Below are 22,289 nucleotides of genomic sequence, written 5' to 3'. Positions count from 1 at the left end.
GATTTTGCACATCCTCCTGAGAAAATCACCTTCTGATGTGGAGGTTCAATATGCCGATTTCGAACGAAGCGATGCTATTCCGCCTGACCGCGATCGCAATTGGTGACGACGCGGCGCGCGAAACGCTCGACATGCTCGAACTCGCGCCCGAAGTGACCGGCACGGGCGAAAGCCGCGTATCCCGCCCAGTCTTCGCAACTGCGCTTGCCGCACTGCTGTTCCGCCGTCTGCTCGAAACCGTTCCCAGCGGCGCGGCCTATGTCGCTGATCGGATCGCCCAAGGGCGGCGTATCAATTTCGATCACGGCGCACTGCGTACGATCCGCTTCGCCGAAGGACCGACCGGCGCGCTTCCCGGCGGGCAGGACAGTTTTGCCCGGATCCTCGAGCCGCTCGGCTATGAAATGGTGAAGCAATATCCGCTGCCGCGGCTCAGGATGACCGGCCATGCCTGGTGCCATCGCGACTTTCCCGAGGCGATCCCCCAATATTTCGTCAGCGAGCTGCATGTCGATCAGTTCGACGATGGTTTCGGCGCGGCGGCACGGCGCGTTTTCGGCGGCTCGCGCGATCCGCTCACCCCCGAGGCGCTCGCGGTACTCGACCACTTCGGCAAATTCGGCGCGGTCGATTTCGCCGATGCCGCGGCCGCCCTGCCCGTCATCGCCGCCGCGTTCGACCGCCAGCATGGCGATGTCGATGAAGCCGACTACGCGGTTCTGATCAACCAATCGGCGGAGGCCGGCTGGATCGCGACCGAGGGCAATGCCTTCAACCACGCGACCGACCGCGTCGACGACGTCGAAGCGCTGGCGGATGCGCTGCGCGCCGAAGGACATCCAATCAAGGATCGGGTCGAAGTGTCGCAGAGCGGTCGCGTCCGCCAGACGGCGTTCCGCGCCGACATCGTCGAACGCGGGTTCGTAACGGCCGACCGGCAGGCGGTGACGCGCGGTGTTCCCGGGTCTTTCTTCGAATTCATAAGCCGCGATCCGTTGCCCGAAGCCACCGGACTGGATCTGGCATTCGACAGCGCCAACGCCACCGGCATCTTCGCGATGACTCGCGCCGCATGAGCCGTCCGGGTGCCGCCGCTGCCGAACTGCGCGCCGCGCTTGGGGACACCAACCTCCTGTGCGACGCGGGCGATCTGGCGAGCTATGCGGCCGATGGTCGCGGCGCACGCGGGACGCCGGCGATGGTGGCGCGCCCGGCATCGACCGCGGAAGTCGCCGAGACGCTGCGGATCGCCTTCGCGCATGGCCTCTCCGTGGTGCCGCAGGGCGCCGCGACCGGGCTGGTGGCGGCGGGCATCGCCGGTGACGGCGAGGAACAGTTGCTGCTCAGCCTAGACCGGCTCAACGCCGCGCCGCAGATCGACGCTGCCAACCGCACTGCCGAAGTCGAGGCGGGCGTACTGCTCTCCACGCTCAACGCGGCGGCGGAACCCCACGGCCTCGGCTTCCCGATCGATCTGGGTGCCGATCCGTCGATCGGTGGCATGATCGCAGCGAATACCGGCGGCGCGCGCTTCCTGCGCTATGGTGATGTGCGCCGCAATCTGCTGGGACTGGAACTGGTCACCGCCGAATCCGAACCGCGCACTCTGACCCTCGGGGCGCCGGTGTGGAAAGACAATAGCGGGCTGGCGCTCAAGCACCTTGCAGTGGGCAGTTCGGGCGCGCTTGGCATTGTCACGCGCGCCAGTCTGGCGCTGTCTCGCCTGCCCGCGGCACGGATTTCGGCGCTGATTTCCCTGCTCCGGGCAGAAGCCGCCTTGCCGCTGCTCGAACGGATGGAAGCGCAGTTCGATACCTTGCTGACGGCATTTGAGGGGATATCGCAAGCCGCGATCGCGGCAGCGCTCGGCCATGTGCCGCGTCTGCGCAATCCCTTTCCCGACGGTGCCCCGCCCTATGCCGTGCTCGTCGAACTGTCTGGTGGGCGCTGCGTCGCTGCCGAATGGTTGCAGGAGCGGTTGACCGACATTCTCGCGCCAATGCTGGAAGACGGCGTCATCACCGATGCCGCCTTTGACGATGGCGGCGACCTCTGGGCCATCCGTCATGCCGTTCCCGAAGGGCTCCGCGCATCGGGCAAGGTCATGGCCTGCGACATCTGCCTGCGTCGCGGTGACATGATGGCGTTTCGCGCCGAGATGATCGCACGGCTGACGAAGAGCGAACCGCGCCTCAAACTCCACGATTTCGGCCATATCGGCGACGGTGGCATGCACTTCAACATGGTGTGGCCCGAAAGCTCCGGCGCGTTCGACCCCGATGCCGCGGAAGCCGCACGCGCGATGATCCTGCGCGCGGTAACCCAGGAATATGGGGGCAGCTTCAGCGCCGAACACGGCGTCGGCCCCGCCAATGCGCGCTGGTACGCCGAATTCACTTCCCCCGAAATCCGCACGCTGGCGGGAAAGGTCCAGGACCTGCTCGCGCCGATGCCGCTTGGTCGTGTCGATTTCGGAATGCCCCAGACAAGGAATGCAGAATGACTGATGCCCTGCTGAATGTTTACAATCGCGCGCCGATTACAGTCGAGCGCGGCGAAGGCGTGTGGCTCTACGATCGTGACGGCACCGCCTGGCTCGATTGCGTTTCGGGAATCGCCACCAATGCGCTGGGTCACGCCCACCCAAAGCTGGTGGCAGCACTGACCGAGCAAGCGGAAAAGCTGTGGCATGTCTCCAACATCTTCCGCGTGCCGGGGCAGGAAGCGCTTGCCGGACGCCTGACCGACGGCTGCTTCGCCGACGTCGCATTCTTTGGCAACAGTGGCTCTGAAGCCGTTGAGTGCGCGCTGAAAATGGCGCGTCGCTACCATTGGAGCAAGGGTGACGAGAAGCGGATCGACGTGATCGGCTTTGCCGGATCGTTCCACGGCCGCACCTATGCCGCGATCAACGCCGCGGGCAATCCCGGCTATGTCGAAGGCTTCGGCCCGCGCCTGCCGGGTTATGTCCAGCTGACCGTCGACGATGGCGACGCGATCGCCGAAGCCATCGCCCGGCCCACCACTGCCGCAGTGATTATCGAGCCGGTTCAGGGCGAAGGCGGCGCACGCGCGCTTTCGGGCGAATGGCTCAAGCGCGTGCGCGATCTGTGCACTGCCAACGGTGTTCTGCTCATTTATGACGAGGTGCAGAGCGGCATGGGACGCACCGGGCGGCTGTTCGCGCATCAATGGTTCGAAGGTGTCGAACCCGACATCATGGCCGTGGCCAAGGCACTGGGCGGCGGCTTTCCCATCGGCGCCTGCCTTGCCACCAGCGAAGCGGCGAGCGGGATGAAGTTCGGCGTTCACGGATCGACCTTCGGAGGCAATCCGCTCGCAATGGCAGTCGGCCTTGCCGCGTTCGAGGAAATTGCCCGGACCACCACGCTCGCGCATGCGCGCTCGGTTTCGGAAGATTTCTATACGCGGCTGAGCAATCTCTCGGCGCGCCACCCGGACGTCATCGCTGACGTGCGCGGCAAGGGGCTGCTGATCGGCCTCAAGCTCAAGGTAAACAATCGCGAGTTCATGGGCGTGGCCCGCGACCAGCGGCTGCTGGTGGCGGGCGGCGGCGACAATTGCGTGCGCCTGCTGCCGCCGCTGATCATCAGCCATGACGAAGTCGAGGAGGCCGTCAACCGGCTCGACGCCGCCTGCGCCTCGGCGCGCGCGCAACTCGAGCTTGCCGCATGACACAGTTGGTCCGCCCCGCCGGACCGGCGGATCTGGCGGAAGTCATGACTCTGGCGAGGCTGTCGGGAGCGGGATTCACCAGCCTGCCCGAGGACGAAGCAGTGCTCGCGGAGCGCCTGCGGCTTTCGCAGCGGAGCTTTGCCGGCGCCGTCGATCCGGGATCCGCATGGTACACGTTGCTGCTCGAAGATGATGACGGCGATATCGCCGGTATTGCCAGCGTACGGGCACGGATGGGGCTTTCGCGGCCGCATCTCGCCTTTCGCCTGATCACGCTGGCGCAACACTCCCCCGCCATCGCAACCCGCTTCGACCATCAGGCTCTGGTGCTCGTGAGCGAGTGCGACGGCACCACTTCAGTCGGATCGCTGTTCATCCGCGCGGATCGACGCGGCGGCGGCGCAGGCAGGCTGCTCGCCGCCGCGCGCTACATGCTGATCGGTGCCGACCGGACGCGGTTTTCGGACACCGTGATCGCCGAACTGCGCGGATGGTTCGAGGAAGACGGCGCTTCTCCGTTCTGGGACGGTGTCGGATCGCGCTTCTATCGCCTCGATTTCGATGCAGCGGACCGCATGCTTACCGCTACGGACGGGCGCTTCGTGCAGGACCTTGCGCCACGCCATCCCATCTATGTCTCGCTGATCGACGATCGCGCGGCATGGGCTATCGGCCGCGTGCACCGGCACGGCGAAGCGGCGCTGGCGATGCTTGAGCGCGAAGGGTTCGCGCGCACGGGCCTGATTGACCTGTTCGACGGCGGACCAGTGGTTTCCTGCCCCGCCGACCGGCTCGACACGCTGCGGCGAAGCCGGATATTGCGGCTCGATGTCGGCAAGGTTTCCGACGCGCCGAAGCGGCTGATCGCGACAACCGGGATCGACGGCTTTCGCGCCATCTTCGCGGTGGGGCAGATCGCAGGCGACACGCTTACCGTGGAACCGAATATCGCCGAGAGGCTTGGCCTTGAAGAAGGCACGACAATAAGAGTGAAGGAAAGCTGATGCAGACCGAAACGGCAGGCGACCCCCGCATCCAATCGATCAACCCGGCGGACGGCAGCATCGTCTGGGAAGGCGCGCCGGCGAGCGCGGAGCAGTGCGCCGATGCGGTTGCGCGCGCGCGCGATGCCCTTCCCGGCTGGCGATCCTCGCCGCTGGAGGATCGCATCGCCGCGGTGCGCAGCTTCGCCGAAGCGCTCAAGACCGATACCGACGGCCTGGCCGAAACCATTGCGCGCGAAACCGGAAAGCTGCTTCACGAATGCCGCGCCGAAGTCGGATCGATGATCGCCAAGGTCGAAGTATCGATCGTCGCGCAAGCCGAACGCACCGGCGAAAAGCACAACGAAACCCCGTTTGGGGAAGCGGTGCTGCGCCATCGTGGGCATGGTGTCATGGCAGTGCTCGGCCCTTATAACTTTCCCGGACATCTGCCCAACGGGCATATCGTCCCCGCCCTGCTCGCTGGGAATTGCGTCGTCTTCAAACCGTCCGAGGTCACTCCGGCGACGGGCGAACGCATGGCGAAGCTGTGGGCAGGTGTCGGACTGCCCGACGGCGTGTTCCAGATCGTCCAGGGCGGCCGCGCCACCGGCGAGGCGCTGGTCGCGTCGGACATTGACGGGCTGCTCTTCACCGGGTCGGCGGCCGGCGGTCAGGCACTCAAGCGCGCTACCCTCGATCGTCCGCACATCATTCTTGCGCTCGAACTGGGCGGCAACAATCCGCTGATCGCATGGGATTCGCCCGAAGCGGCCGCATCGCTGATCGTCCATTCGGCCTTCGTCACAACCGGCCAGCGTTGCTCCTGCGCGCGGCGGCTGATCGTGCCCGAAGGCGCAACGGGCGACGCCATCCTCTCCGGTCTGGACGCATTGACGGCCAGACTGCGCGTTGCCGCATGGGATGAAGCGGGGGACGCGTTCATGGGCCCCCTCGCCTCGGACGCCGCCGCCGCACAGGCACATCGGCAGGTGTCGGCGATCCTGTCCGCGGGCGCCAAAGTTATCCGCCCCTTCGAGCAGGTTGCCGGGCGGCGCGATGCCTTCGTGACACCTGCAATTCTCGACGTGACGGGATGCGATGTGCCCGATGCCGAGATTTTCGCGCCGGTGCTGCAAGTGACGCGCGTTCCCGACTTCGATGCCGCGATCGCTGCGGCAAATGCGACTGCCTATGGTCTTTCGGCGGGGCTGATCAGCGAAGACAATGCGCTCTGGAATCGCTTTCTGGAGCGCAGCCGCGCGGGCATCGTCAACCGGAACCGCCCGATCACCGGAGCAGCCGGAACAATGCCGTTCGGCGGGCTCGGCATTTCCGGCAATCACCGTCCGAGCGCCTATTATGCCGCCGATTACTGTGCCTATCCCATCGCCAGCTTCGAATCCGAACACGCGGCGGCGATGCCGGTACCGGGTGTTCCGACCGCCGACTGAAGCCGAAACCGATCCAGCAGTGCAGCGGCGGAGCAGTTCGAAGCGGAAGGTCGCGATGAAATAGTAGCTGCGGTCGCGGTTGACGTGTTATCCACTTGTCTAATTCGATCCTTGATGTCGCCCGGGCCGCGCGCCCCGGGCGACCAGGTCGCTGTCGAGCCTATGGTTGCAAAGGCGAAGGAAACTCATGCCCGCTCCTCTTCTCTCCGCAGCACGAAATATCGCCCTGTTCGCCCTGATGCTTGCCCCGGCCCGAATCCCGGCGGCCGCCCAGGAAGCGAAGACAGCATTTTCCGCTGCGGATTTCCGCAGGCTCGAAACGATCAGCGGGCCGGTCTTCGCCGCCGATGGCGAGACGATCATCTACACGCTGACGAGCCACGCCGCACCCGAAGCGCAGTATAGCGATCTGTGGGCCACCGAATGGCGCAGCGGCCAGGCACGCCGTCTGACGGACACGCCCAGGCAGAGCGAATGGCAACCCGCCCCGCGCGCCGATGGCAGCATCGTCTATCTGGGCGATGCCGCCGAAGACGGAACGACACAGCTATGGCTGCTCAGCGCCGATGGTGAAACGACACGGCAGCTTTCGCGCATCCCAGGCGGAATCAGCGACTACAGCCTCGCTCCCAACGGAAGCGCGGCGATCGTCGTCGCCGAAGTCGGCGCGAATGTCGGTGAGGCGCCCGATATCGCCCCGCCCATCGTGATCGACCGGTTTCTGGCGCGCGAGGACGGTCGCGGCTGGATCGACGATCGCCGTCAGCATCTGTTCCGCGTGGATTTCGCAAGCAACGAAGCAACGCAGCTGACCCACGGCGACTATGACCACTGGCTGCCAAGCTGGTCGCCCGACGGCAAGAACATCGCATTCGTATCCAAGCGCTGCGAGGCGGCGGACCGCCACTATTGCTCCGACATCTACATCATGCCGGCCGGTGGCGGAGAAGCACGGCGAGTCAGCACATTCGCGGGCGGCGACGCCGATCCAGGGTTCGAATCGGGCCGCCCGAGCTGGTCACCCGATTCCACACGGATCGCCTGGGTCCGCGCAGGCGACGAAGCGGACACATGGTACAGGCCGACGCAGATCGCCGTGGCCGATCTCACCACCGGCGAAATCACGCATCCCGCATGGATTGACCGCTATTTCTACTATCCGCGCTGGTCGGCGGACGGCACGCGGCTGATCGCACTGGTCGAGCAGGATCGCGATACCCGGCTTGTTTCGATCGATCCGGCAAGCGGATCGCTGCGCGAACTGACCGAGGGCCGCGACGTCGCCTATGACTTCGCCGTTGCGCCCGGCGGACGGATCGCGGTGCTGGCAAACGGCCCCGCTGCGCCGCTCGCGCTGCGCAGCGTCGGGCGCACGCCGCGCCTACTGACGCAGCATAATGGCTGGGTTGCGGATCGAGCGCTGGCGCAGACACGCGATATCAGCTGGACGAGCGGCGAGACGGAGATCCACGGCATGCTGCTGCTGCCGCCGGGCGAAGACGGCAGCCGCCCCCTGCCCACCATCATCCGCTTGCATGGTGGGCCGGTCTATCAGTTCAGCCATGATTTCATGCTGGACTGGCAAGTCTATGCCGCCAATGGCTATGCGGTGTTCGCGCCCAATCCGCGCGGTTCCTCTGGCCGGGGGACCGAATTCGCGATGGCGCAGATGGCCGATTGGGGCAATCTGGACGTCGCCGATGTGCGCGCAGGAATCGATTATCTGGTCGCGGCGGGCATTACCGATCCCGATCGGATCGGCGTCGGGGGATGGAGCTATGGCGGCATCCTCACCAATTATCTGATCGCACGCGAACCGCGCATCGCCGCGGCAGTGAGCGGCGCGGGCATGGGCAATTTCCTGGGCGGGTTCGGCGTCGATCAATATGCCCGCGACTATCTGCTCGAACTCGGCGCGCCGTGGGATGAGCCGGAACGGTGGCTGCGGCTGAGCTATCCGTTCTTCGAAGCGCCCGATATCCACGCACCGACTCTGTTCCTGTGTGCGGAGGAGGACGACAATGTCCCCTGCACCGGCGGGCAGCAAATGTATCAGACGCTGAAGACGCTGGACGTGCCCACGCGGCTGGTCGTCTATCCTGGCGAGAATCACGGGCTGACCGTGCCGGCCTATATCGAGGACCGCATGCAGCGCCAGCTCGACTGGTACGACCGGTATCTGCGTGCCGGCGGCACCGGAGACTGATCGCAAGCCGGCAAGTGCCACCGCCCCGGGACCGGATCGTTCGGCCTGCCTGCCCGTTTCCTGATGAACGCGTGACGTGACAAACTGGTATCATTTGACACTAGTTTGCCTGTCGCGATATCAGGGACGCATGCAGGAGAGAGTCATGAACCGCCCCGAAAACCCCCTCGGCCTCAACGGCTTCGAATTCGTCGAATTCACCTCGCCCGATCCCGATGCGATGGCGCGCCAGTTCGAGCAGATGGGATTCGTTCCGTCGCATCGGCATCCGACCAAGGACATCACGCGCTTCAAGCAGGGGCGTATCAACCTGATGCTCAACCGCGACAAGGAAGGCCGGGTCGCCGAATTCCGCAAGGCCCACGGCCCTTCGGCCAGCGCGATGGCGTTCCGCGTAGGCGACCCGGAAAAGGCGCTCAAATGGGCGCTGGAACACGGTGCCGAAGCGACCGAGGAAGACGATACCGTGATCAAGGGGATTGGCGGCTCGTACCTCTATTTCATCCAGGACGGCACCGACCTTTATGCCGACTGGGAGGAAGTCCCCGGCTGGCAGCAGGCGGAGAAGGAAAACAATGTCGGGCTCGATCTGCTCGACCACCTCACGCACAATGTCCGCCGCGGCCAGATGCGCGTGTGGAGCGAATTCTACCGCACGCTGTTCGGCTTCGAGGAACAGAAATATTTCGACATCAAGGGCCAGGCGACCGGGCTGTTCAGCCAGGCGATGATCGCGCCCGATCAGGCGATCCGTATTCCCCTGAACGAGAGCCAGGACGAAAACTCGCAGATCGAGGAATTCATTCGCGAGTACAAAGGCGAAGGCATTCAGCACCTCGCGCTGACCACAGACGATATCTACACGACGGTCGAGAAGCTGCGCGAGCGCGGCGTCAATCTGCAGGACACGATCGAGACCTATTACGAGCTGGTCGACAAGCGCGTCGGCCCGCATGACGAGGATCTCGACCGGCTGCGCAAGAACCGCATCCTGATCGACGGCAATCGCGAGGAAGGCATCCTCCTCCAGATTTTCACCGAAAACATGTTCGGCCCGATCTTCTTCGAGATCATTCAGCGCAAGGGCAATGAAGGCTTCGGCAACGGCAACTTCCAGGCGCTGTTCGAGTCGATCGAACTCGACCAGATTCGCCGCGGCGTGATCAAGGTGGACGCCTGACAAGTTGGAGAGGAAGGCCGGGGGAGGCGCGCCAGTTGCGTTCGCGTTGCTTACCCCCGGCCGAACCAGCTCTGAGCGGAGAGGCCCGTGACTGACTATTTCCCCGGCTTCGGCAATCACGTTGCGACCGAGGCAGTGCCCGGCGCATTGCCCGAGGGGCGCAACTCGCCGCAGCGACCCGCCTATGGCCTGTACGCCGAGCAGCTTTCGGGCACCGCGTTCACGGCGCCGCGCGCCGAAAACCGCCGCAGCTGGCTCTATCGCATGCGGCCGAGCGCCGAGCATCCGGCCTTTACTCCCTATCAGGGCGCCCCGCTTTTCACCGCGCCGCTGATGTCCGGCCCGGTGGCGCCCAATCGTCAGCGCTGGTCGCCCCTGCCCGGCCCCGACGCGCCGGTCGATCTGATCGATTCGCTGGTGACGATGCTCGGCAACGGCAATCCCGAAATACTCGATGGCGTGGCGGTGCACTGCTATGCCGCGGACAAGGATATGGACCGCCGCGTCTTCATGGACGCCGACGGCGAATTGCTGTTCATCCCGCAGGAAGGGCGGCTGTCGCTGCTCACCGAAATGGGGCGTATCGATATCGCGCCCGGTCAGATCGCCATCGTCCCGCGCGGCGTGCGGTTTCGCGCGCTGCTGCCCGACGGGAATGCGCGCGGCTATCTCACCGAAAATTACGGCAGCCTGTTCCGCCTGCCCGATCTCGGCCCGATCGGCGCCAACGGCCTCGCCAATCCCCGCGACTTCGAAACGCCCATGGCCTGGTATGAGGATCGCGACGAGCCGTTCGAGCTGGTCCAGAAATATCTCGGCAGCCTGTGGACGATGACGCTCGACCATAGCCCGCTCGATGTCGTCGCCTGGCACGGCAATCTTGCGCCCTGCCGCTATGACCTCGCGAAATTCAACACGATCGGAACGGTGAGCTACGACCATCCCGATCCCTCGATCTTCACCGTGCTGACCTCGCCCAGCGCCGTTCCGGGACGCGCGAACGCCGACTTCGTGATCTTCCCGCCGCGCTGGATGGTGGCCGAGGACACGTTCCGCCCACCCTGGTTTCATCGCAACATCATGTCGGAGGCGATGGGGCTGATCCACGGCGCCTATGACGCCAAGGCCGAAGGGTTTCAGCCGGGCGGGCTCAGCCTACACAATCTGATGGCCGGTCACGGGCCCGACAAGCCGAGCTGGGAAGCTGCGAGCAATGCCGATCTCGCCCCGCACAAGATCGAGAACACGATCGCGTTCATGGTCGAGAGCTGCTGGCCCTATCGCCCGACAGGTTATGCGATGGAGCATGCTCAGTCCGATTATGACGCGGCCTGGGCGGATTTCCCGAAGGCGGTGCTGCCTTGAGTTCCGACATCACTCGTCCATCGTTGGGGCTGAGCTTGTCGAAGCCCCGTTCTTCTTCTCTCCACCGCTGCGTAATAGAAAGGACAGCGCTTCGACAGGCTCAGCGCAAACGGGCGTTAGTGGCAGCATGAGCGAACGCCTCACCACCACCCCGCCGGGTGTCACACTCGGTCCGCTCGCGCTCTTGCCCGACGGCGGCGCGCGTAGTTTCGTGCTCGAAATGAAGGCCGGGCGATTCCACGGTTTCGTGGTGCGGCAGGGCAATGCCGCTTATGGCTATGTCGACCGCTGCCCGCATATGGGGCTGCCGCTCGCGCAGGAGCTCGACAGCTATCTGACGCAGGATCGCGACCTGATCGCCTGTTCATGGCACGGCGCGCTGTTTCGCATCGCGGACGGCCATTGCATCGGCGGCCCGTGCACCGGCGCTCGGCTCAAGCCCTGGCCGGTTGAAGTGCGCGACGGCAATATCGTCACGGCCTAGGATGCGGGATTGGAGAATTCCATTTCCCGGTCGATCCCACCATAGCGAAGCCCGATCACGTCGCGCAGATAGCTCTGATTGACACGCCACGGCTCGCGATCCCCCTGCCTCGGGAATTGCGAAAGCCCGCGCTGGATATAGCCCGAGCTGAAATCGAGCAGCGGCTCCTCGCCCACCGGCTCGGCGAGCCGCGGCGTCACTTGCCGCATGCCGCGCGCCTTCATTGCGTTGAGCAGGCGACAGACATAGGCGCAGGTCAGGTCGACCTTCAGCGTCCAGGAGGCATTGGTATAGCCGAAGGACGATGCGAAATTCGGCACGTCCGAATACATCATCCCCTTATAGGCGACGCTGTCGGAAAGCCGGACCTGCGCGCCGTCGACGCTGATTTCCATGTCGCTCGCCAACTGCATTTCCAGCCCCGTCGCAGAAACCACAAGATCGGCCTCCACGACTTCGCCCGCTGCCAGCCGGATGCCCTCCCGCGTGAACCGGTCGATCGTGCCGGTGACGATACTCGCGGCACCGCTGCGCAACGCCTGGAACAGATCGGCGTCGGAGACGAGGCACAGCCGTTCGTCCCAGGGATTGTAACGCGGCGTGAAATGCGTGGCAGTGTCATACTCGGAGCCCAGCTGCTCCTGCACCAGTCCGATCAGATGCGCCTTCACCTTTTCGGGGCGTTTGCGGGCAAGATTGAAGAAGAATTGCTGAAGCAGCACGTTCTTCCACCGCACCAGCCCCGATGCGAGCCGTTCGGGCAATATCCGGTGCAGCTTGTCGGAAAAACCGTCGCGCGAGGGCCGCGCGATCATGTAGCTTGGCGAACGCTGTAGCATCGTGACATGCGCCGCCTTCTCCGCCAGCGCGGGGACGAGCGTCACCGCTGTCGCGCCGCTGCCGATCACCACCACGCGCTTGCCCGCCCAGTCGATATCCTCGGTCCAGAATTGCGGATGGACGATCTGCCCGCCGAAATCCTCGCGCCCCGGAAAATCGGGCATATAACCACGATCATACCGGTAATAGCCTGTGCACAGGAACAGGAAGCGGCAGCAGTAATGCCGCGTCTCGCCGTCGCTCCGATCGACGGTGACGTGCCACAGCGCCTCGCGCGTTGACCAGTCGGCGCGCACCACCCGCTCGCCGGTGCGGATATGCTTGTCGATGCCGAACTCGCGCGCGGTATCCTTCAGATATTGGAGGATCGAAGCACCGTCAGCGATCGCCTTCGCCCCGCGCCACGGACGGAAACCATAGCCGAGCGTGTGCATATCACTGTCCGACCGCACCCCGGGATAGCGGAACAGGTCCCAGGTGCCCCCCACGGCATCGCGTGCCTCGAGGATCGCATAGCTGCGACCGGGGCATTTGTCCTGCAGGTGAAAGCCCGCGCCGATGCCGGAGATGCCGGCACCGACCACGAGCACGTCGAGATATTCGCCCATCGCCCGCTTATGTCGTTACGCGAGCGCCACTGCAACGCGGGTCAATAGTCCTTCGAATAGCGCAAGCTGACGCTCGACCCGCCGAACGACCCGGTTTCGGAGAGAATGCTGAGGGCACGCGTGAGTGCGATCTCGAGCTGGGTCGCCGTGAAGCCGCGGGCATCGGTGATGATTTCGACATAGATGTCGTTGGTCAGATATTGCCCCGCCGCCAGCGCGGTGCCGCGCCCGGTGGTTTCATCGCTGCCCAGCACGCGCAGCCGGTCGATCCCCGCCGCCTGGCGCAGCTCGCCCAGCGGATTGAGCCCGCCGCCGCTGCCGCGCAGCGAATTGAGCGCGGCGGCGAGTTGCAGTGCCTCGGTCGCTGACAAGTTCGTCACCGAATCGCCGAACAGCAGCCGCGACAGCACTTCGTCCTGCGGCAGGCTGGGCGTCGAGGCGAAACTGATATTGGGCTGCTGCGCGGTCCCGCCGATGACGATGGTGGCAGTCACGTTCTCCGCCGTCGTGCTCGCCTGAATGTCGAGGCTGGGGTTGGTGAGCGCGGCACCTTCGAAATTGACCGCGCTGCGCCGGCTGAGTTCGAGCCGTCGCCCGGCAAAGCTGTACTGCCCCTCGACCACGCGGGCATAACCGCCGACGCGCGGGTTGGCCGCGGTGCCATTCACGGTGATCCGCGCGGACCATTCGGAATCGAGCCCCATCCCCGAAACGAACAGCTGGTTGTCGGCGCTGACGACCAGGTCGAGACGGATCGGATGACCGGCGCGACGGCGTTCGGGGCGCTGATAGCCGCTATCCTCCTCACCCGGGCGGACCCGGCGCACACCCTCCAGCTGCGCGACTTCCGCCGAGCCCTGACGGATGATCTTGTAGCGCGCTTCGGGAATGGTCAGCCGCCCCTTGATCAGGGCCGCATCGGCATTGTTGGTGACTTCAATCCAGCCGTTCGCCGCGCCTTCCAGCGCATCGCTGCTCGCAAGCTGCGCGTTCTCGAACTCGGCGCGCAGCTCGACCGGGAACCCCGCATCGGCGGAAAGGCCGACCCGGCCCTTGGCGGAAATGCTGCCCTCCCCTGCGGTTGCAGTGATATTCTCGACCACCAGCTGATCGTTCGAGAAACGTCCGTCGACCTTCATGTTGGTGAGGCGCGTGCCGTAATTCTCGTTCTCGTAGGTGAGGTTGCTCGCCCGCACGACGCCGTTCAGCTGCGGCGAACGGACGCGACCGGAAAAATCGGCGGCGATGCCCACCGGGCCGGATAGCGTCTGGCCGGGTTGGCCCGCCAGCGAGAAGAGCACGTTCGACGGACCGTTATAGCGCACTCCGCCCGAAAGCGGCGCGGCCATCAGCCGTTCCTGCCACCCACCCGATCCCGGCGGCAGCGGGCGCAGCGTCGCGACGACGCGCCCGATGGTCGTCGACCCGCGCTTGATCAGCGCACGCGCGTCCCCGCCATCGGGCAGCAGCTTGCCGACGAAGCTGATGTTCACGGGAGTCGATACCGTGGCGATACTCGAACGCGTGAAATTCGCGATCTCCAGTCGCGCGTCGGCGCTGGGAAATGCGTCGGGGGTCTGCTGCTCGAAATCGAGGCTGCCGGTGGCGGTTCCGCCCACACCGACGCCCGGAACAAAGGCGTTGATAACCGAAAGGTCCATTTCATCGAGCCGGAGCTGCGCGGTCATCCCGTCGCCATAGCTTCCGGCGACACGCATCGTGCCCTGGTCGAATTCGATCTGCGTCGGCTGCAGCCGATAGCCACCGTCGGCCAGGACGATACGCGCCGGATTGCCGGTCTTGAACGACACGCCATTACCTTCGCCCTGCAATGCCACCAGCCACCGTTCGGGCGAGAGCCGGGCATTGGCCGCAAGCCGGAAGGATACCCCGGTCGAACCGCTGGCGAGCAGCTTCGCAGTACCGCTTCCGCCCTGGTAATCGAGCTTTGCGCGCGCCTGGTTGATCACGAAATCGCCCCGCGCGAAATTTGCAAGCTGTGCGTCGGCCACGATATGCGGCGTGTCGGCAAGCAGGATCGTCGCGTCGACGATAGCGCGGCCTATCAACATGTCGCCCTGCCCCGGAATGCGGGCATCGGCGGCACGCAGGGAAAGCTGCGCCTGCTGATCGGAACCTTGCGCCGAAAGCCGAGCGTTACCGTTGATCCCGGATCCGGCGAGATCGAGCCTGCCGGAAAAGGGCCCGGCCGGGGTCTGGCGCAATTGACCGCGCATTTCGACCCCGGCGAACAAAGTCCTGCGGACATCGACGCTCAGCGGCCCGCCGGTATCGACCAGCACATCGGCGGTGAACGGGCCGTAATCCGTGCCGCCTTCGGCGACGACGGCATAGCGCCCATTCTCGCCGCGCACGCGTGCTTCCACATCCGCGAGGCCGACTCCAAGCCCGGGTCGCGGCGCGCGCAGCAGCATTTCGGGATTGGCCATCGATCCGGTCACGCGCGCCTGGAGCGGGCCATATTGCGCGGAATAGGCATCGGCATTGACGAGCAGTGCGCCTTCAGGATCGTAGCGCCCCGATCCCGAGCGCACCTGGAATTTGGGCGCTCGCACGCGCAGCTCGTTGAACGTGACCACGCCCTGCGGATCATAACCGAGCCGCACCGAAGCCACGGCATTGCCGCCGAGGAAATTGCGCGCGCCATCGCTAAAGATGCGCTGCGTCCGCCCGGCGATCGTGCCACGAATGCCGAAACCGCCGGTGGAACCGGGATAGATTTCGGCATCGGTGGTGGCACTTACCACGCCGACGCCATCGATCTCATAATCATTGATCCGGCCCTTCAGCCCGCCGGTATAGCGGCCGTCTCCGATATCGGCGGCGATGATCGCCGTCGCGTCGATCCGGTCCGATCGGATGCGCAGATCATCGGCCAGGATCTGATCGCCGTTGATCGCGACGTCGCCCCGCAGCCGGAGATTGGTAACGAGACCGCCCACGGCCGCATTGAGCCCCGAGACCCGCGCCGCTCGCGCATTTACCGGGACGAGAATCCGCTCGGCATCGACCTTGGCCTGCCCCTCAGCATAGAGCTGTTCGGCATAGGTTTCGCCGAAGCCCAGCGCCCCGGCGTGCAGCTTGTAGTCGACTGTCGGCGTCGCAAACGACCCGTCAAGCGCGACGCTGGCGCGCACCGAACGACCCACCAGATTGGGCGCGATCGCAGCGGGACGAAGCAGCAGCGCCTCGGCGCGAAACCCGTCGAAACGGTTGGCGTCCAGGTCGAGCTTTCCGGCAGCCTCGAACGACAGCGAGTCCGAAAGCAACCGCACGCGCGTATCGGCGATCCGGTCTACGAAGGCCGTATCGATCGCGACTCTCAATTGCGGTGCGGTAAGCTCGGCTACCGCGCCGGAGAAATAGAGGCCCGGTCGCGTAATCCCCAGAATCCTGAAGCGACCATCGCGTGCGCGAAGCTGCAGATTTGCAAGCCGCTCACCGCCCAGATTGCCGACTGCCCGGCCGTCCCAGGCATCCCAGTCGCCGTCGCCTTCGATCGAAAGCACCAGCGGTGCTTCGAGCCCCGCCAGTTCGGCGATCAGTCCGCCCGCCGGGGCATTTACCTGCAAATCGAGGTCGAGCATATTCTGCTCAGGCTCCGCATCGAGCCGTACCGAGAGCCGGTCGCCGCCCGCCATGCCCGGCGCGGCCAGCGTTCCGCCATTCGCGCTGAGTCGCAACTGTCCGTCGGAAAGGTGCAGCCCGCCTTCGAGCCGCGCGACGTGGCGATCGCCGATCACGCCCGGCGCCAGCTCGATCCGGCCGATCGCAAGGCGCGCAACATCGATGTCGATCTGCGGCAGCAACGGCGCGTCCGGGTCGGATTCGCCAGGGATCAGTTCAGGCGCGCGCCCAACCTGGACTGCCGGGCTGGTAAGCTCGCGAATGTTGAGATGGTTCGACAGGAAGTCGAAGGGCCGCCAGTCGAGCGTGATCTGCTCCGCCGTGGCAAAAACGCCCTTCGGGTCGCGAACACGCACATCATGCAGCACCATCGCGCCGTAGATCGAGCCGTCGATCCGGCCGACCTGCACGTTCAGCCCCGAAGCGAGGCGGTATCCGCTGATCTGGTCGGCAACGATGTTGCGCCCCATTTGCGTATTGAGCAGCAGCAGCAGCGCCCCGGCCAGAGCCACAACGACGCCCACGGCGACGCCCGCCCATTTGGCGATCCGCAGCGGCAGCGGCGGATGCTGCACGACGCGTTCGGTCGCGGCTTCCCCCGTTGCCGATGCCTCGCCTGCCGTCTCGGGCGCGTCGGTTGACCGTTCGTCGCTCATCAGAATGCCTGTCCGATCGAGATGTAGAGCGAAATGCGCGACTCGCCCGGCTTGCGGTTGATCGGTGTCGCCACATCGACGCGCAGCGGGCCGAAATTGGTGTAGAACCGCCCGCCGATGCCCGCACCAAAGCGAATGTCGCTAAACTGCGGAGTGATGCTCTCATAGACCTGCCCGGCATCGACAAAGGGCACGATCCCGAAATTGCCGAAGCGATAGCGCGCCTCGATCGCAAATTCGTTGAGGCTGCGCCCGCCGATAGGACGGCCGTCCGGCGCGCGCGGACCCAGTTCCTGATAGCCGAAACCGCGAACCGATCCGCCGCCGCCGGCATAGTAGCGCCGCGAGGGAGGCAGGTCATTGCGCTCGATCCCGGCGATGGTTCCGACACGCGCGCGGCCGGCAATCACGAGCCCGTCCGACAGCGGGTAATAGGCGGTCCCTTCCAGCATCCCCCGCACATAGGGTCGCGCCGCGCCGCGCACCGAGGTTTCCGGGCTGAGGTTGAGCTTGATGCGGAAGCCCCGCGTGGGGTTGAGCAGATCGTCCGACGTATCGAAGCCGACAAAGGCGGGCAGTGCCGCGATCAGCCAAGTGCCGCGATCGCGCGAACCGGTGTTGAAATTGTACCGATCCTCGTTCGATCCGACCAGTTCGGCACCGTAATAATAGGTCCAGCGCTTCTGCCAGATCGGGGTCGATTCGAACGAAATCCGCCCCGACAGCGTGCCGGTGAAGCTTTCATAGGCATCGTAATCGCTGTGATCGGCTGAAGCCGTGAGCGAGAAGGTGCGGTCGCGCCGGCCGGCATTGGATCGGCGGAAGGTCGCCGACAAGCCTTGTTCCTGCGTTCCGCCGACGCCCGACAGGATCAGCGCGCCTTCCGGCGGGAACAGGTTGCGATGCGTCCAGCTGCCTTCCACGCGGATGCCCTGGCCGGTGGCATAGCCCCCCTCGACTGCGAGCGTGCGGGGCGGACCGGCATCCTGACGAACCATCAGATCGACATATTCGGTGCCGTCTGGCGCGGTTTCGCCGGTGCGGACCGGCTCGACCGCCACAGTGGAGAACAGGCCGGTCGCGATCAGCGCCTCGCGCAAATCGTCGACCTTGCGGCTGTCGAACAATTCGCCACGTTCGAATCGTGCCAGCACGCCGACATGATCGGCATCGAAAGCGAGTTCGGAATCCTCACCTGCCGGTTCGGTTCGGTAGCTGCCGAAGGAAGCCCGGGGGCCGAGGCGTACGGGCAGCGTGTAGGCGCCGGTATGTGTCTCCGAATCGAGCAGGACGTCGCGCTGAAGCAATCGGATGAAGGGATAGCCCTGTTGCGGCAGGCGCAGGCTGACATTGGCCTCCGCCGCCTGCACGCGCGCCGCGTCGATCGGATGACCGTTCTTGAGCGGCAGCGCCGCGTCGATCAGCCCGGCAGGTTCGGTCGGACGACTGTCGATGGTGATCGATCCCAAGGTGTAGAGCGGGCCCGGCACGATATCGAGCGTGACCCGCAGCTTGCCCGAATTGGGCGCCGTCTGCTCGATCGACGCCACGGCGGTCCCGTCATAATAGCCCACCGATTGCAACAGCCGCTCGGCCAGCTTCTCGTCCTCTTCGGCGCGCGCGGCTACCATCGTCGCATTCGCCGCCTCGCCATCGCCCTCTTCCAGTGCCGAAAGCTCGCGGAACCGGTCTTCCAGACCTGTTTCGTCAAAGCCCCTCACAGCAATGTCATAGCGGATCGTGACGTCCTCACGCTCCTCGACCCCTTCGATGCTCTCGGGCGGATCGACTTCGAAAGCGGCTAGCGGCGTCAGCGGCGCACCGAACTCCGGGTCTTCCTGCTCCACCGGCGGAATCGTTTCGGGGTCACCGATCGCCGGATCGCCGGCCGGGTCCATCGGCTCGGTATCGGGCAGCGGTTCCAACGGAGCATCGATATCGTCGCCGATCTGCGGCATCGACTCCTCGAACCGCTCCTCGTCGATGATCGGGCTGTCGTCGTCGTCCCCTTGCGGATCGGAAGCTCCGGCATCCTGTGCACGCACATCGTCCGCCGTCGCCTCCTGTACGGGAGGGCCGTCGTCCGGGCGGTCCTGCGCCAGTGCGATTTGCGGCAGCAACGCCGACCCCGTCATGGCGGCCGCCCAGAACGAAACTACTCTGATCCCCAACGCGACTCCTCCAGAGCCGCATTCCGCTTTCGGCCCCTTTCCCGCTCCTAACGACTGAAACGGCGATTGGCTCCACCTATCGGAGAAACCGCCGGAAATCAGCATGCATCGCTTTGCCGCGCACCGCGTTTCCCGATTGTCAGCAAGCGGAGGACGGCGATGAATCAGCAGACCAGCTCCCCCGATCGGCAGCGCACCATACCCGGTTTCGATTCCGAACGGCCGTGGCATCATCCGAAGCGAGCATGGCGCGCAATCCTCGCCCGGGTCTATACGATGACCGGCTATCACAATCTCGGGCTGATGGCCGCCGGGGTCGCTTTCTACGCATTTCTTTCGATCGTCCCGCTGCTCGGCGCGATCGTGATGACCTATGGTCTCGTCGCCGATCCGGCGTCGGTGGCGAAGGACATGCAGGCGATCATGCAGGTGGTGCCCGCCGATGCCGCCGCGCTGATCGAGGACCAGCTTCTTTCGGTGGTCGAAACCGCCTCCGCGCAGGCCGGATTCGGGCTGGCGCTCGCGCTTCTGGTCGCGATCTACGGAGCGATGCGATCGGCCAAGGCGATCATTCAGGCACTCAACGTGATCTACGAGGAAGAGGAAGGCCGGAACTTCCTGGTCCTCACGCTGACCGGAGCCGTGATCACGATCGGCGCAGTCGTTACGGCAGTGACGGGCCTTCTGGCGATCGGCGCGCTTGCCTGGCTGGCGGACATGGCCGGCGATCCGGGCGGCACCGCGACGTTCTTCGTTCGGCTGCTCAGCTGGGCGGTAGCAGCCGCGATTGCCAGCCTGGGCTTCGCGCTTGTCTATCGTTATGGCCCGGACCGCGCCAATGCCCGCTGGACCTGGCTGACGATCGGTTCGGTTGCAGCGACACTGCTATGGGTGGTCGCGACACTGCTGTTCGGCATCTACACCGCCAATTTCGCCAATTACAACGCCACCTACGGCGCGCTGGGTGCTGTGGTTGTGCTGCTCATGTGGCTCTATGTCTCGGCGATGGCGGTGCTGATCGGAGCCGAGATCAATGCCGAGGCCGAGCGGCAGACCGGCGTCGATTCCACTACCGGCGCCTCGCGACCGCTGGGCCGCCGCGGCGCCACCGTTGCCGATACGCTGCCGAGCAAACGGCAAAAGAAGCCGCGGCGCGACCGCTACTGACCATTTTCCTGCTCGAGCGCGACGACACCCGCTTCGATCCGCGCCAGCATCGCAATCAGCCGATCGCGCTCGCCTTCATCAATGTCGGCGAAGATCCGCCGCTCCATTTCAAGCGCCTTGGGCGCAACCTGATCATAGAGAGCGCGACCCGCATCCGAAAGACTGAGCAGATGCGAGCGCTGGTCCTCGGGATTGGGTGCCCGTGTCACCAGACCGCGGTCGACCAGCGCGATCGCGGCCCGACTGACCGTTACCTTGTCCATTTGCGTCGCACGGCCGAGCGCGAACTGGCTCATCGCGCCGCCTTCGGCGAGCACCGCGATCACTCGCCATTCGGGGATCCGCAAGCCGAACAATGCCTGATAGGCAGTCGCGATTGCGTTCGACACACGATTCGACGCGATCGAAAGCCGGTAGGGAAGAAATTCATCCAGTTTGAGCCGAGACGTCATCAATTCAGTGCCAATCGGGTTCGAGTGAAGGATATCGGCGGTTTTCCGCGGCGCAACCACTGGAAACAGATCGACACCCAGCAACCTTCACGGGCGATTTGCCATCGCTGCTGCGATACTGTTCCAATTCGGGGATGGATTGCATCGAATGCAATCAAAGCCGCGCCATTCGCACTTGCAAAAATTCCTGCTGCGCTGCACAAAGAACCTGCCTTTCAGGCATCCTCTCCTAAGACTTTCAAGGCCGCCTTCGGGCGGCCCTTTTTTTGTCTAGGGCCCCGATTCCGAATATAGCGTCACTTCCGTCACCGGAGGCGGTATTCCTGCTTCAGCGGTCCAGACCGCAAAGGCTCCGACCGCGAGCAGCACCCCGAAGGGCAGCTTCACGTCCGCCGCGACCCGCCGCCCGCCGATCCACATCACCAGCACCAGCGCGAGCCCCGGCAGAGCGGCGGCGAGCAGTACGAGCGGCAATTGCGTCCAGCCGAGCCACAGCCCGATCGCGCCGAACATCTTGGGATCGCCGCCCCCCAGCCCCTCGCGCCCGCGCAGGGCGCGATAGCCGGTCCGCACGAGCCATAGCGTGCCGAATCCGACCAGCCCCCCGATCAGCCGGTCCCACAGGGGCGGCTCGGGAAGGATCAGCGCAGCGCCGACACCCGCCGCGCCAAGCAGCCCGGTCAGGATATCGGGCAACCACAGCGCCGCGAGATCAAGCGCGGCGAGCAACAGCAGCATCCATCCGAACACCGCGCCAAGCGCTCCCGCCATTCCCGGCGCAAGGAAACCGGCAATCACGCCGATCGCGCCACCAAGCAGTTCGGTCGCGAGATGCGACGGCGCGATCCTGCCGCCGCAAGCCGCGCAACGCCCCCGCCGGGCGACATAACTCAACACCGGCACCAGATCGGTTGCTCCCAGCACGCGCCCGCAGTGATCGCATTCCGAACGCCCCCGGAGCGGCGATCGCCCCTGCGGCCAGCGTATCGCCGCCGTCGCGATGAAGCTGCCGAAGACCAGCCCCAGCACGCCCAGCAATAACGGCCAGGCCCAGTCAGTCACCTGCGGGCCGCTTTCGAATCAGATAGCGATAGACGCCGAGCACATTGATCGCGAACAGCGCCAGATTCTGCGAAAGCAGCGGCTCGTCGTCGGAAAGCAGCGCGCCGGTGATCCAGGCGATGCTCGATGCGACGAACAGGACAAAGCCCCATCCGGTAACGCGCCGACCGAGATCGAGCGACACCATGAAGGCCGCGATGATCCCGCTGATCGATGCGAACCATTTGAGAATTTCGGTCAAATCCATGTGCGGGCTCCCTTGGCGTTTCCTCTTGCACGCGCGATGCGCAGGCCACCACTACTCATTGCGAGCCGCT

16 protein-coding genes are annotated in these 22,289 nt (G+C 65.1%); 10 read left to right on the top strand and 6 right to left on the bottom strand.

Going from position 1 to position 22,289, the window contains the following annotated elements; translation table 11 throughout:
- Positions 1 to 50 precede the first annotated feature (50 nt).
- The 9 genes from G5C33_RS10485 (at position 51) to G5C33_RS10445 (ending at position 11,368) form a co-directional block, all read left to right on the top strand.
- A complete protein-coding gene (locus G5C33_RS10485; RefSeq protein WP_165328815.1) occupies positions 51 to 1,076 on the top strand; it encodes a 2-oxoadipate dioxygenase/decarboxylase family protein in 1,026 nt (341 codons plus the stop codon).
- Positions 1,073 to 2,503 carry an FAD-binding oxidoreductase gene (locus G5C33_RS10480; protein ID WP_165327164.1) on the top strand — a complete coding sequence of 477 codons (1,431 nt, stop codon included), beginning with the start codon at positions 1,073 to 1,075 and terminating at the stop codon, positions 2,501 to 2,503. Before G5C33_RS10485 ends, G5C33_RS10480 begins: the two co-directional genes overlap by 4 nt.
- The gene (locus tag G5C33_RS10475; RefSeq protein ID WP_165327163.1) at positions 2,500 to 3,696 is read left to right on the top strand and encodes an aspartate aminotransferase family protein; all 1,197 of its coding nucleotides are present in this window, start codon (positions 2,500 to 2,502) and stop codon (positions 3,694 to 3,696) included. The genes G5C33_RS10480 and G5C33_RS10475 overlap by 4 nt, the downstream gene beginning before the upstream one ends.
- The gene (locus G5C33_RS10470; RefSeq protein ID WP_165327162.1) at positions 3,693 to 4,700 is read left to right on the top strand and encodes an arginine N-succinyltransferase; all 1,008 of its coding nucleotides are present in this window, start codon (positions 3,693 to 3,695) and stop codon (positions 4,698 to 4,700) included. The genes G5C33_RS10475 and G5C33_RS10470 overlap by 4 nt, the downstream gene beginning before the upstream one ends.
- Entirely contained in the window at positions 4,700 to 6,133 is a 1,434-nt protein-coding gene (gene astD / locus G5C33_RS10465) for a succinylglutamate-semialdehyde dehydrogenase (protein WP_165327161.1), read from the top strand. The genes G5C33_RS10470 and astD overlap by 1 nt, the downstream gene beginning before the upstream one ends.
- A gap of 187 nt (positions 6,134 to 6,320) precedes the next feature.
- Positions 6,321 to 8,339: a S9 family peptidase gene (locus G5C33_RS10460; RefSeq protein WP_165327160.1), complete on the top strand. Its 2,019-nt coding sequence runs from the start codon at positions 6,321 to 6,323 to the stop codon at positions 8,337 to 8,339.
- 145 nt (positions 8,340 to 8,484) lie between these two features.
- The gene (gene hppD, locus G5C33_RS10455) at positions 8,485 to 9,519 is read left to right on the top strand and encodes a 4-hydroxyphenylpyruvate dioxygenase (protein ID WP_165327159.1); all 1,035 of its coding nucleotides are present in this window, start codon (positions 8,485 to 8,487) and stop codon (positions 9,517 to 9,519) included.
- An 87-nt stretch (positions 9,520 to 9,606) separates the two neighbouring features.
- A complete protein-coding gene (hmgA, locus tag G5C33_RS10450; RefSeq protein ID WP_165327158.1) occupies positions 9,607 to 10,884 on the top strand; it encodes a homogentisate 1,2-dioxygenase in 1,278 nt (425 codons plus the stop codon).
- 127 nt (positions 10,885 to 11,011) lie between these two features.
- Positions 11,012 to 11,368: a Rieske (2Fe-2S) protein gene (locus tag G5C33_RS10445; RefSeq protein WP_165327157.1), complete on the top strand. Its 357-nt coding sequence runs from the start codon at positions 11,012 to 11,014 to the stop codon at positions 11,366 to 11,368.
- On the opposite strand, the gene G5C33_RS10440 is transcribed toward G5C33_RS10445, so the two are convergent.
- The 3 genes from G5C33_RS10440 to G5C33_RS10430 are packed head-to-tail and all read right to left on the bottom strand — an operon-like array spanning position 11,365 to position 19,255.
- On the bottom strand, positions 11,365 to 12,816 hold the full coding sequence (locus tag G5C33_RS10440) for a flavin-containing monooxygenase (RefSeq protein ID WP_165327156.1): 1,452 nt from the start codon (positions 12,814 to 12,816) through the stop codon (positions 11,365 to 11,367). The genes G5C33_RS10445 and G5C33_RS10440 overlap by 4 nt on opposite strands.
- Before the next feature lie 41 nt (positions 12,817 to 12,857).
- A complete protein-coding gene (locus tag G5C33_RS10435) occupies positions 12,858 to 17,120 on the bottom strand; it encodes a translocation/assembly module TamB domain-containing protein (RefSeq protein WP_165327155.1) in 4,263 nt (1,420 codons plus the stop codon).
- On the bottom strand, positions 17,120 to 19,255 hold the full coding sequence (locus G5C33_RS10430; protein WP_165327154.1) for an autotransporter assembly complex protein TamA: 2,136 nt from the start codon (positions 19,253 to 19,255) through the stop codon (positions 17,120 to 17,122). The genes G5C33_RS10435 and G5C33_RS10430 overlap by 1 nt, the downstream gene beginning before the upstream one ends.
- A 195-nt stretch (positions 19,256 to 19,450) precedes the next feature.
- On the opposite strand from G5C33_RS10430, the gene G5C33_RS10425 reads away from it, so the two are divergent.
- Positions 19,451 to 20,458 (top strand): YihY/virulence factor BrkB family protein, encoded by a 1,008-nt coding sequence (locus tag G5C33_RS10425; protein ID WP_165327153.1) that lies wholly within the window; start codon positions 19,451 to 19,453, stop codon positions 20,456 to 20,458.
- Here the strand turns inward: G5C33_RS10425 and G5C33_RS10420 are convergent.
- From G5C33_RS10420 to G5C33_RS10410, 3 genes are all read right to left on the bottom strand, one after another.
- The gene (locus G5C33_RS10420; protein ID WP_165327152.1) at positions 20,452 to 20,910 is read right to left on the bottom strand and encodes a MarR family winged helix-turn-helix transcriptional regulator; all 459 of its coding nucleotides are present in this window, start codon (positions 20,908 to 20,910) and stop codon (positions 20,452 to 20,454) included. The two genes, G5C33_RS10425 and G5C33_RS10420, sit on opposite strands and share 7 nt — an antisense overlap.
- Positions 20,911 to 21,180: 270 nt before the next feature.
- On the bottom strand, positions 21,181 to 21,972 hold the full coding sequence (locus tag G5C33_RS10415; protein ID WP_165327151.1) for a prepilin peptidase: 792 nt from the start codon (positions 21,970 to 21,972) through the stop codon (positions 21,181 to 21,183).
- A complete protein-coding gene (locus G5C33_RS10410) occupies positions 21,965 to 22,219 on the bottom strand; it encodes a hypothetical protein (RefSeq protein ID WP_165327150.1) in 255 nt (84 codons plus the stop codon). The genes G5C33_RS10415 and G5C33_RS10410 overlap by 8 nt, the downstream gene beginning before the upstream one ends.
- Positions 22,220 to 22,289: the final 70 nt, after the last annotated feature.

It is taken from the genome of Sphingosinithalassobacter tenebrarum, assembly GCF_011057975.1.
GTDB classification, from domain to species: domain Bacteria; phylum Pseudomonadota; class Alphaproteobacteria; order Sphingomonadales; family Sphingomonadaceae; genus Sphingomonas; species Sphingomonas tenebrarum.
The sequence above is the reverse complement of the archived record's forward strand: the minus strand, read 5'-3'. Positions and strand labels throughout refer to the sequence as shown.

Bases quoted from the DNA above. Each gene is read 5' to 3' on its own strand.
- G5C33_RS10485 (WP_165328815.1), top strand. From the start codon at position 51: ATGCCGATTTCGAACGAAGCGATGCTATTCCGCCTGACCGCGATCGCA.
- G5C33_RS10480 (WP_165327164.1), top strand. From the start codon at position 1,073: ATGAGCCGTCCGGGTGCCGCCGCTGCCGAACTGCGCGCCGCGCTTGGG.
- G5C33_RS10475 (WP_165327163.1), top strand. From the start codon at position 2,500: ATGACTGATGCCCTGCTGAATGTTTACAATCGCGCGCCGATTACAGTC.
- G5C33_RS10470 (WP_165327162.1), top strand. From the start codon at position 3,693: ATGACACAGTTGGTCCGCCCCGCCGGACCGGCGGATCTGGCGGAAGTC.
- astD (WP_165327161.1), top strand. From the start codon at position 4,700: ATGCAGACCGAAACGGCAGGCGACCCCCGCATCCAATCGATCAACCCG.
- G5C33_RS10460 (WP_165327160.1), top strand. From the start codon at position 6,321: ATGCCCGCTCCTCTTCTCTCCGCAGCACGAAATATCGCCCTGTTCGCC.
- hppD (WP_165327159.1), top strand. From the start codon at position 8,485: ATGAACCGCCCCGAAAACCCCCTCGGCCTCAACGGCTTCGAATTCGTC.
- G5C33_RS10445 (WP_165327157.1), top strand. From the start codon at position 11,012: ATGAGCGAACGCCTCACCACCACCCCGCCGGGTGTCACACTCGGTCCG.
- G5C33_RS10440 (WP_165327156.1), bottom strand. From the start codon at position 12,816: ATGGGCGAATATCTCGACGTGCTCGTGGTCGGTGCCGGCATCTCCGGC.
- G5C33_RS10435 (WP_165327155.1), bottom strand. From the start codon at position 17,120: ATGAGCGACGAACGGTCAACCGACGCGCCCGAGACGGCAGGCGAGGCA.
- G5C33_RS10430 (WP_165327154.1), bottom strand. From the start codon at position 19,255: ATGACGGGGTCGGCGTTGCTGCCGCAAATCGCACTGGCGCAGGACCGC.
- G5C33_RS10425 (WP_165327153.1), top strand. From the start codon at position 19,451: ATGAATCAGCAGACCAGCTCCCCCGATCGGCAGCGCACCATACCCGGT.
- G5C33_RS10420 (WP_165327152.1), bottom strand. From the start codon at position 20,910: ATGACGTCTCGGCTCAAACTGGATGAATTTCTTCCCTACCGGCTTTCG.
- G5C33_RS10410 (WP_165327150.1), bottom strand. From the start codon at position 22,219: ATGGATTTGACCGAAATTCTCAAATGGTTCGCATCGATCAGCGGGATC.